This window comes from Methylobacterium sp. WL119, from assembly GCF_008039875.1.
In the GTDB taxonomy this organism is placed as follows: Bacteria; Pseudomonadota; Alphaproteobacteria; order Rhizobiales; family Beijerinckiaceae; genus Methylobacterium.
The window spans coordinates 1-5,944 of record NZ_VRUU01000165.1; the positions used below are offsets into that span (position 1 = coordinate 1).

The window sequence follows — 5,944 nt, forward strand, 5'->3', positions numbered from 1 at the left end:
GAGCTCGGCCCGGTCTCGCGCCTGCTGCGCGACGCCGAGCCGCCCCTGCGCCGGGCGGCCCTCGCCGCCGTCGCCGAGGCGGTGCTGCCCCATGCGGACGACGGCGCCGTGCGGCTCGCGGCCGGGTGCTGGCTCGTCTCGGCCGGGTGAGGCGCTTTTTCCCATCGGCGAAAGCGCGACGCGCCCCTTCCCTCCCCCGACGGATCTTGGGCTTGCCCGAGATCCGCACCCCGTGTGCCCAAGTCGGGCAGGCCCGACTTGGGTGCGGGGGAGGGAGCGCGCGGGGCTTCGAATGGACTGTCGAGCAACGGCACCGGGAGATATCCCTGGCGGCGCGCGCGGTAGAATAGTTCTACTATCTCATTGAAATAGAACTATAATTTTACTTTCTCGCACGTGCGAAAGCGCACGTGAAACCGTTCCGCAGCGCACCATCTCCTGGTCATGGCAGTGACGGCCACGGGGTGCGCGCAGCGACGCGAGACCGGGTCGTCCATCACGACAAGGAACCGACCATGACCAAGCGTCTCGCCTCCCTCACCTTCGTCCTCGCGCTCGCCGCCCCGGCCTCCGCCTTCGCCCAGGGCTTCGGTTCGCAGGGCTTCGACGCCCCCCGCGTCGACCGCACCGACTCGCGCAGCTTCTTCGGCATGCCGGCCTGGGTCGACTCCGCCCGCGAGGGCGATGCCCTGACCACCGGCTCGATCGGCCCGCGCCTTGGCGACGAGGCCCCGGTGCGCACCGGCCGCGCCCTGTCGCGGACCGGCAGCCTGGCCCGGTAAGCCGCGCTCCGATCGCAGGATCGGACGAACGGGCGGCGGAGCCTCGGCTCCGCCGCCCTTTTTCGTGGGCGCTCCCCTCAGCTGCGGGCGGCGGTGACGGCGAGCTCCGGCTTGTGGTTCAGGGTCTGGAACACGACGCAGTAGCGCTCGGTCAGCTTGAGCAGCTGGTCGAGCTTGTCCTGCGGCGCGTCGGTGTCCAGCGCGAAGGCGAGCCGGATCGCACGGAAGCCCACCGGTGCCGCCTTGTCGACGCCGAGCGTCCCACGGAAGTCGAGGTCGCCCTCCGCGCTCACCGTGCCGGCGCGCAGCGGGATCTCGAGGGCGGTGGCCACCGCCTTCAGCGTCACGCCGGCGCAGGCGACCAGCGCCTCGAGCAGCATGTCGCCCGAGCACAGCTCGGCGCCCGAGCCGCCGGTCGCCGGGTGCAGGCCGGCCACCGCCAGCGCGCGGCCGGTCTCGACCTTGCAGGCGATCGCCGTGTCGTCGAGCGAGCCCTTGGCCCGCAGGGTGATCACCGCGTCGTCGGGGGTGTTGCGGTACTGGTCCTTCAGCGGGGCCTGAAGCGCGCGAAGCGTGGTGGCGTCCATCGTCGTCTCCTCCATCGTGGGTCTTGATCGGTCGCCGTTAGCGGGAACCGCACCGCGGCTCAACCGGCGCCGCCCGCTACCACCAGTTCCCGGCGGGCGCCGCGGCGGCCTGGGCCTCGGCCGGGCGCAGCGAGCGGTCCAGGGCCGCCAGGATCGCGCGGGTCGAGGCCTCGCTCTGCGGCGAGGCGGGATCGCGCGGGCGGGCGATGCCGAGCCGCACCGTCTCGTCGAGGCGGCCGGGCTTCGGCCGCATCACCACGGCGCGGTCGGCGAGCGCCACCGCCTCGCCGACGTCGTGGGTGACGATGAGGATCGTCGGGCGGGTCTCGGCCCAGAGCGCGAGCAGGTGCCCGTGCAGGTCCTTGCGAGTGAAGGCGTCGAGCGCCGAGAACGGCTCGTCGAGGAGCAGCACCCGCGGGCGCGCCACGAAGGCGCGGGCGATCGAGACCCGCTGCTGCTGCCCGCCCGACAGGTCGCGCGGCCAGCGCGCGGCGTGCTCGGACAGCCCGACCCGCTCCAGCGCGTGGGCGACGCGGGCGCGGCGCTCGGGCCTGCGGACGCCGTCGAGGCCGAAGCCGACATTGTCGGCCACCGTGAGCCAGGGCAGCAGGCGCGGCTCCTGGAACACCAGGCCCACGCCGGGATGCGGCGCGGCGATGGCCTCGCCGTCGAGCGTGATCGTGCCGGCGCTGCCGCGGTCGAGGCCGGCGATCAGCCGGAGCAGGGTGGTCTTGCCGCAGCCCGAGCCGCCGATCAGCGCGACGATCTCGCCGGCCGCCACCGACAGGTCGATGCCCGCGAGCGCCTGCGTGCCGTCGGCATAGGTCTTGGAGAGGCCTTGGATGTCGAGCACGGTGTCCGCCGAGGTCCTCTTGTCGCCTGTCGTGTGCATGCCATAGGGCGCGAGGCGCCGCCATGCTACGTCGGCGCCTCGCGCGGCCGCGCGAGGCGATGGGGTGGACCCGTGATCAGGCTCGTTCTTCCGGTGCTCCTCGCCCTCGCGGCCCCGGCCGCCGCCGCCGACCTGCGCGAGCGGCCGGACGCCGGCCGCTTCCGCGCGACCTGCGAGGATCTCGGGCGGTTCTGCACCGCGACGGCCTGCGGCCGCGACCAGATCGAGGCGGCGCAGGGCTGCCGCGCCCTGTGCCCGGGCGCGGCGGTGCTCACCGTCGCCCCCGCCGCCTGCCCGCTGCCGGGCGTGGTGCTGCGCCGGAGGGGGTGAGGAGCCGGCCCTTCCCGCCCTCACACGATCGCGTCACGCCGGGAACGGCCGTGGCGGTCGCCGGTTGACGTGCGATCGAATGCCGCGACGCACCATCGCGTCGCAGAACCGGACGACGCCGATGCCCGAATCGAGCCATGACGCGCCCCTCAAGGACGAGGCCGCCTGCGGCACCAAGCCGGCGCCGCCCTGCACGCTGGTGATCTTCGGCGCCGCCGGCGACCTGACCAAGCGCCTGCTGATGCCCTCGCTCTACAACCTCGCCGGCGCCGGCCTGCTCGATCCCGGCTTCGCCATCCTCGGCGTCGACCACAACGACGGCAGCGACGAGGGCCTGCGCACCGAGCTCACCACCTCGATGGAGACCCTGAGCAAGGACCCCGGCTCCGAGTTCCACGCCGACCGGATCGACCCGAAGAGCTGGGGCTTCATCCGCGACCGCATCCACTTCCTCAAGGGGGACTTCGAGGATGCCAAGACCTTCGAGGCCCTGAAGGGCAAGGTCTCGGGCAACGTGGTGTTCTACCTCGCGGTGGCGCCGCGCTTCTTCGGCACCCTGGTCGACGGGCTGGGCCAGGCCGGGCTGCTGAAGCAGGCGGACGACGCCTTCCGCCGGGTGGTGATCGAGAAGCCGTTCGGCTCCGACCTCGCCTCGGCGCAGGCGCTCAACGCGCGGATCCTGAAGCAGGGCGACGAGAGCCAGTTCTACCGGATCGACCACTTCCTGGGGAAGGAGACGGTGCAGTCGATCATGGCTCTGCGCTTCGCCAACGGCATGCTGGAGCCGGTCTGGCGGCGCGAATACGTCGACAGCATCCAGATCACCGCCGGCGAGACCGTCGGCGTCGAGGAGCGCGGCGGGTTCTACGAGCCCACCGGCGCGCTGCGGGACATGGTGCCCAACCACATGTTCCAGCTGCTCTGCATGGTGGCGATGGAGCCGCCGAACTCGTTCAAGGCCGAGGACGTGCGCGGCGAGAAGGCCAAGCTCGCGCAGGCCGTGAAGCCGATCCAGCCCGACCACGCCGTGCGCGGCCAGTACACGGCCGGCACGCTCGAAGGGAAGCCGGTCGTCGGCTACCGGGAAGAGCCGCACGTGGCCGAGGATTCGACCACCGAGACCTACGTCGCCCTGAAGCTCGAGATCGACAACTGGCGCTGGGCCGGGGTGCCGTTCTACGTCCGCACCGGCAAGCGCATGACCGGGCGCCGCACCGAGATCGCGATCCTGTTCAAGCCGGCGCCGTTTCAGCTGTTCTCCGACACGCCGGTGGCCGAGCTCAGCCCCAACGTGATGCGGATCACCATCGACCCCGACCACGGCGCCGGGACCGAGCTGAACGTCAAGGTGCCCGGGCCGCAGATGCAGATCGGCCGGGTGACGATGGGGTTCAAGTACGCCGACTTCTTCCAGAACCAGCCCAACGTCGGCTACGAGACCCTGCTCTACGATTGCATGACCGGCGACGCGACGCTGTTCCAGCGCGCCGACAACATCGAGGCCGGCTGGGCCGCGGTCGAGCCGCTGCTGCAGGCCTGGAAGACCGCCCCGGTGGAGGACTACGCCGCCGGCACCCCCGGCCCGAAGGCCGCCGACGACCTCCTGGCCCGCGACGGCCGCTACTGGCTCGGCCTCGACGGCAAGACCGACTGAGGCAAGACCGACTGAGGCAAGACCGACCGAGCCTCGAGACAGGCCCGTCGGGCCGGACGCATCGCGGGAACGGAGCGGGGACCGGGCCCCGGCCTTTCCCACGCCGTCAATGTTCGTCGCGTCTTGCGCCGTCCTTCTCGGCCTTGACCTCGTCCGCAATCTGCAATCCGGCTTGATAGAGCAGCAGACGGCACGTCATGACCATCTCGGGTGTTCCGACCTCGCGGACGATTTCGTAGAGCCGCAGGCAAGCGTCGACCATGGCCCCGGCGGAGAACCTTTCGTCTGTCGCCATCATGCTGTCTTCAAAGCGATGTTCTCATCTGCCAACTCAGACTTAAGCCGACAACGCCGCCTTACGACCAGAGGTTGCGTATTGCCGTAAAAGCGTTCTGAATGCAGAATACGAGGACGCGTGCGGTCGCATGGCTATTTAAGAGGCGACCGTCGATGTGTGTTGAGCCCGGCCCGGATCGCGGAAAGACCCCCGGTCGCGACGATGTCGGGGAGGGGAACGACAGTCTTCGCCGTCTCGCCGAAGCGCTCGGGGGCACGGTCGCGTCGCGGTTCGGCGAGGCCGCCACGCCGAGCGATCTGGCCGGGTTGCGGGAGCTTCTCGGCCTGTGGAGCGGGCTTGCGAGCGACGCGAGCCGGGCGGACGCGCTGAGGGCGGTCCGCGCCATCGCGAAGGCCGAGGCGCCCTGAGCGTCGGTTCGCAGCGTCGGCGCGGCCGAGCGCGTCACGCGGCGCCCGCCCCGTCCGCGTTCGCCAATCCCGTCGCCATGGCGCGGATCAGCAGATCGAGCTGGTCCCGCACCACCGCGACCGGCAGCACCATCAGGCGCGCGTCGAGGCCGAGCATGACGATGCCGTGCGTCGCCGAGAACAGGCTGCGGGCGAGCAGGACACGCTCGAGGGCCGGGAGGTCCGGGCGCAGCGCCTGCAACGGCGCCTCGATCCGGCGGAACAGGCGGGCCTGCTCGGCGACGTACCCGTCCGGCGGGCGCCGCCCGTCGGCGAGCTGGTGCTGGAACAGGGCGCGCCAGCGCCTGGCGTGGCCTTGCGCGAAGGCGAGATAGGCCTGGCCCAGCCGGACGAGCTCGTCGGCCGCGCCCGCCGCGTCGAACCCGTCGGCCTCCGGCCCGAGCGCCGCCTCGAACAGGCCGAGCGTGCGCAGGTTCACCGCGAGGATCAGCGCGTCGAGATCCGGGAACGCGGTGTAGATCGCGCCGAGCGCGCAGCCGGCATCCGCGGCGAGGTCGCGGGCGCGCAGGGCGCCGAGCCCGTCCGCCGCGATCCGGCGCTCCGCCGCGGCAACGAGCGCGGTGCGAAGCGCTTCCCGGCGTGCCTCCGCCTTCGTCGGCTTGCCGCCGTCTGCCGGCCCGGTCACGCGTCGCCTCGCGGCCCCATTTTGCACGACGTGCAATCGCGCACTTGAACGCTGTTCATGCCCGTGAGAGGTTTCGGTTGTGAACGATGTTCATAACGCGGGAGCCCCACCATGCTCAAGTTGCTCAACCTCCTCGCCCGGGGGAAAGTCGCCCGGGCCACCGAAGACCTCCACGACCGCAACGCCCTGCTGATCCTCGACCAGCAGATCCGCGAGACCCGCGCCGCGCTGGAGCGCAGCCGCCGGGCGCTGGCCGTGGCGATCGCCGGCGACCAGGCCGAGGCCCGCCGCGGCGCCGAGATCGACGCC

8 protein-coding genes and 1 pseudogene are annotated in these 5,944 nt (G+C 71.8%); 5 read left to right on the plus strand and 4 right to left on the minus strand.

The genetic code is table 11. From position 1 onward, the window contains the following. Nucleotides 1–515 precede the first annotated feature (515 nt). Nucleotides 516–782 (plus strand): hypothetical protein, encoded by a 267-nt coding sequence (locus FV227_RS27375; RefSeq protein ID WP_147729799.1) that lies wholly within the window; start codon nt 516–518, stop codon nt 780–782. Between the two features lie 77 nt (nt 783–859). On the opposite strand, the gene FV227_RS27380 is transcribed toward FV227_RS27375, so the two are convergent. Both FV227_RS27380 and FV227_RS27385 read right to left on the minus strand, forming a co-directional pair. Next, nucleotides 860–1,369: an OsmC family protein gene (locus FV227_RS27380; protein WP_147729800.1), complete on the minus strand. Its 510-nt coding sequence runs from the start codon at nt 1,367–1,369 to the stop codon at nt 860–862. Nucleotides 1,370–1,445: 76 nt separating this feature from the next. Then, nucleotides 1,446–2,222: an ABC transporter ATP-binding protein gene (locus tag FV227_RS27385; RefSeq protein ID WP_147844123.1), complete on the minus strand. Its 777-nt coding sequence runs from the start codon at nt 2,220–2,222 to the stop codon at nt 1,446–1,448. A gap of 111 nt (nt 2,223–2,333) precedes the next feature. Here FV227_RS27385 and FV227_RS27390 point away from each other — a divergent pair, with 111 nt between their 5' ends. Both FV227_RS27390 and zwf read left to right on the plus strand, forming a co-directional pair. Further along, entirely contained in the window at nt 2,334–2,591 is a 258-nt protein-coding gene (locus FV227_RS27390; protein ID WP_147860352.1) for a hypothetical protein, read from the plus strand. 121 nt (nt 2,592–2,712) lie between these two features. Next, the gene (zwf, locus tag FV227_RS27395; protein ID WP_147860354.1) at nt 2,713–4,245 is read left to right on the plus strand and encodes a glucose-6-phosphate dehydrogenase; all 1,533 of its coding nucleotides are present in this window, start codon (nt 2,713–2,715) and stop codon (nt 4,243–4,245) included. Between the two features lie 106 nt (nt 4,246–4,351). Here zwf and FV227_RS27400 read toward each other — a convergent pair whose 3' ends face one another. Continuing rightward, nucleotides 4,352–4,543 (minus strand): hypothetical protein, encoded by a 192-nt coding sequence (locus FV227_RS27400; RefSeq protein ID WP_147729394.1) that lies wholly within the window; start codon nt 4,541–4,543, stop codon nt 4,352–4,354. 152 nt (nt 4,544–4,695) lie between these two features. Here FV227_RS27400 and FV227_RS27405 point away from each other — a divergent pair, with 152 nt between their 5' ends. Further along, entirely contained in the window at nt 4,696–4,950 is a 255-nt protein-coding gene (locus tag FV227_RS27405; protein ID WP_147729395.1) for a hypothetical protein, read from the plus strand. Nucleotides 4,951–4,984: 34 nt separating this feature from the next. Here the strand turns inward: FV227_RS27405 and FV227_RS27410 are convergent, their stop codons facing one another. After that, entirely contained in the window at nt 4,985–5,635 is a 651-nt protein-coding gene (locus FV227_RS27410) for a WHG domain-containing protein (protein WP_147860353.1), read from the minus strand. A gap of 111 nt (nt 5,636–5,746) precedes the next feature. Between FV227_RS27410 and FV227_RS27415 the strand changes: the two are divergent. Continuing rightward, nucleotides 5,747–5,944 (plus strand): annotated as a pseudogene (locus FV227_RS27415) (PspA/IM30 family protein); the annotation flags it as partial.

Excerpts from the sequence above, each read along its gene's own strand:
- FV227_RS27375 (WP_147729799.1), top strand. The coding sequence starts at position 516 with ATGACCAAGCGTCTCGCCTCCCTCACCTTCGTCCTCGCGCTCGCCGCC.
- FV227_RS27380 (WP_147729800.1), bottom strand. The coding sequence starts at position 1,369 with ATGGACGCCACCACGCTTCGCGCGCTTCAGGCCCCGCTGAAGGACCAG.
- zwf (WP_147860354.1), top strand. The coding sequence starts at position 2,713 with ATGCCCGAATCGAGCCATGACGCGCCCCTCAAGGACGAGGCCGCCTGC.
- FV227_RS27400 (WP_147729394.1), bottom strand. The coding sequence starts at position 4,543 with ATGATGGCGACAGACGAAAGGTTCTCCGCCGGGGCCATGGTCGACGCT.
- FV227_RS27405 (WP_147729395.1), top strand. The coding sequence starts at position 4,696 with ATGTGTGTTGAGCCCGGCCCGGATCGCGGAAAGACCCCCGGTCGCGAC.